The 2854-nt window shown below is 38.2% G+C and carries 4 protein-coding genes; 1 reads left to right on the top strand and 3 read right to left on the bottom strand.

The window, feature by feature from the left end:
• Positions 1-87 precede the first annotated feature (87 nt).
• A complete protein-coding gene (locus DFR58_RS21495; protein ID WP_114300503.1) occupies positions 88-369 on the top strand; it encodes a hypothetical protein in 282 nt (93 codons plus the stop codon).
• Positions 370-516: 147 nt separating this feature from the next.
• Here the strand turns inward: DFR58_RS21495 and DFR58_RS21490 are convergent, their stop codons facing one another.
• From DFR58_RS21490 to DFR58_RS21480, 3 genes are read right to left on the bottom strand one after another with little or no spacing between them, the layout of a single operon-like run.
• Positions 517-1176 carry an ABC-2 transporter permease gene (locus DFR58_RS21490; RefSeq protein WP_114300502.1) on the bottom strand — a complete coding sequence of 220 codons (660 nt, stop codon included), beginning with the start codon at positions 1174-1176 and terminating at the stop codon, positions 517-519.
• Complete coding sequence (locus tag DFR58_RS21485; RefSeq protein ID WP_114300501.1) at positions 1173-2039, bottom strand: ABC transporter ATP-binding protein; 867 nt, start codon at positions 2037-2039, stop codon at positions 1173-1175. Before DFR58_RS21485 ends, DFR58_RS21490 begins: the two co-directional genes overlap by 4 nt.
• A gap of 1 nt (position 2040) precedes the next feature.
• A complete protein-coding gene (locus tag DFR58_RS21480) occupies positions 2041-2418 on the bottom strand; it encodes a GntR family transcriptional regulator (RefSeq protein WP_114300500.1) in 378 nt (125 codons plus the stop codon).
• Between the last annotated feature and the right edge of the window lie 436 nt (positions 2419-2854).

Below are 2854 nucleotides of genomic sequence, written 5' to 3'. Positions count from 1 at the left end.
ATCTAAAAGACAGTCACAACGTAAATATTGTATCATGCGTTGTACCTTCTTTCAAGGGTTGTACGATTTTGAAAGGAAAGTGATTTTATGATTATCCGTCAATTAAAGCCAAGACAATATGATCATCTTCATAAGGATTTACTGAAGAAGGCACACGCAAAACCCCTAGAGGCCAGCTATACTGTGAATATGACAGTCAACAATGTGGAATATGCGGTCAGGATTCAGCCCGAGACACGATGCAGAATGGCAGTTTTGCAGGCACTCCGAATTGATAGAAGCGAGGGCAAGCCTGATTTTGAGCTAATAACCAGAGGCAATATTCTGTTGTCATTGCTTGAAATGTTGGTTTATCAGGCTGTTAGGTAAAAAAAGCGTAAAAAGAAAAAAAGGGGGACGCTTCTGCTTTTTACAAACATATACATATATAATGAAAGTTTTATTTAAGATAACAAAAAACAGGAGCGTCCCCTAAAGTCTTACAACTTCGAGCCAACTTGACCGGAAGTGAATACTTTAATATTCCTTTTTATTAAACACAAATATTGTTAGAAGATAAGATAGTGCAAACAGAGAAACAATTATTCCCATAAAAACAGATATAAACAAATAGTATTCGGGGTCAGCAAGCGATTGGAAATCATTCCCGGCATTGATAAGCCAAATAATGCCGAACGCTATACCAACCGCACCAAGCAAACCTGTTATAATAAGAACTTCGCTCTTATCTGCTCCGAAAAGGTATATTGCAGGATAGTAAAGCGCACCCAACAACAGCGCTATGCCAACGCTTAGACAAAACAGTGTCAATGGGTCACGAACCACATGGTAAAAATACCGGTCGCCATGTACAAGTAATGTAAAACCAACAAAGACAGCAGCAAGCACAATCCCCACGATTATCCAAGAAACATGGCCAATATATCTACTTTTCACAATGTCTTTACGCCTAACTGGCATCGTTAGTTCGTATTTATTCCATTTTGTTGCCGCTTCTTTTCTAAAACCAGCAATAGCATTGAAAGAGAATGCAGTTCCGGACAATATAACTAATAAATTGAGTAGCGACGGATTTCCAGTAATCAAAAGAGCTAACCCGGCAGTTACAAAAACCGCAAAGATAAAAAACGCACTTCCTATTGCTCCATAAAAATTGTTTTTCAAAAGTCCAATCATAACCTTTCCCCCTTAATTAACAGCAAAGTAATTTCATCAATAGAAACTGTGTCTATTACTATGTCTTTATATTTGCGTTCGGCCTTACTTTTATCAGCAACTAAAACGTCAATCTGATAATCTCTTTTTCTATAAGCTAAAATATCATTCTTGTCTAATCGGGTAAACTGTTCAGATTTACAGCGCATAATAGCATAGTTATACAACAAATCATCTTTCTTCGCAGATAAAAGAATACTGCCATCGTGAATAAAAGTGATATAGTCCGCGACCTTTTCCAAGTCGCTTGTTATGTGTGATGATAAAAGAATAGAGTGCCTTTCATCTTGAACAAAATCCAAAAACACTTCTAATATTTCCTCTCGCATAACAGGGTCTAAACCGCTTGTCGCTTCATCTAAAATTAGCAACTGCGGGTGGTGAGCGAGGGCGACTGTGATTGCTAACTTCATAGACATACCTTTTGAATAGGTTTTTACCTTCTGTTTTGGGTTTAGCTTGAAGTTTGCAAGATATTTCTGATAAAGACTGTCGTCCCAATTCTTGTACAGCCCTCTCATGACATTTGCCAATTTTTCAGCAGTCAAATATGTGGGAAAGTTGTCACCGTCATAAACAACACCGATGTCTTGACGAAGCATAATTTCGCTGTCGTTCATTTCCTTTCCGAAAATAGTTATTGTACCGCAGTCTTGAATAATCGTATTGAGGATACAGCCTATTGTCGTAGTTTTTCCTGCTCCATTTTCGCCTATATAACCCATAATAGAGCCATAAGGCAACGCAAAGGATATGTCATTCAGCGCAAAATTAGATTCACTAAATTTTTTTGACACTCCATCCAATTTTAATATGTAGTCCATGTTATTCCTCCTCAGCATAGAATATTGTCAGTAGTTCTATCAGTTTATTGAGTGGAATATTGCTTGCCCTGCCGATTTCTGCGGCTATCTGCAAGTGTTCTTCCGCTTGTCGTTGTTGCTCTTCCTGATAAAAATCTTTGTTTTGAGCAGATACAAAACTCCCCCTGCCAACGGTTGTTTCAATGAAACCGTCACGCTGTAAATCTTCATATGCCCTTTGAACAGTAATTACACTTACATGAATTGATTTTGCCAGTGAACGCATAGAAGGAATGAGATCGCCCGTCTGCAACTCCCCACTCATAATCATTGCTTTTATTTGTGATGTTATCTGCTCATAAATTGGTTTGTTTGTATTGCTACTTATAATAATTTCCACACAGTCACCTCCGAACCTAAGTGAACTTATTGTATAAGTACATTATAGTTCAGTTGGCTTTTAGTGTCAATAGTATTCCAAACATACTAAGGCAAAAATAGGTTTTTTTGCTTTTTCACTAAACGGCAAGCAGGGCAAGTGTATTGACACTTGCACATTTTTAAGGTTTTCCCTTGCGGTCAAATCCTAAAAATTGCTTGTTGGGGCAAGCCGACCCAAACCCCCCAATGTTCGGGCCAACTTGGCCCGAACATTGGGGGACGCCAGACTGTGCTAATACCCCAAGAATTGGTTAACATAATTCGAACGATATGTGTTACAATTGACTATACAAATTAGACTTCGGATTATTGTATAGTTGATTGGAAAGAAGGTGGATTTGTGGGGTATATTGAAGGTATTAGCAGAAAGAGAAGAATCACTTTCCCTGAGTGTA

Origin of the sequence: Anaerobacterium chartisolvens, from assembly GCF_003337415.1 — a bacterium.
Classification (GTDB): domain Bacteria; phylum Bacillota; class Clostridia; order Acetivibrionales; family DSM-27016; genus Anaerobacterium; species Anaerobacterium chartisolvens.
The sequence above is the reverse complement of the archived record's forward strand: the minus strand, read 5'-3'. Positions and strand labels throughout refer to the sequence as shown.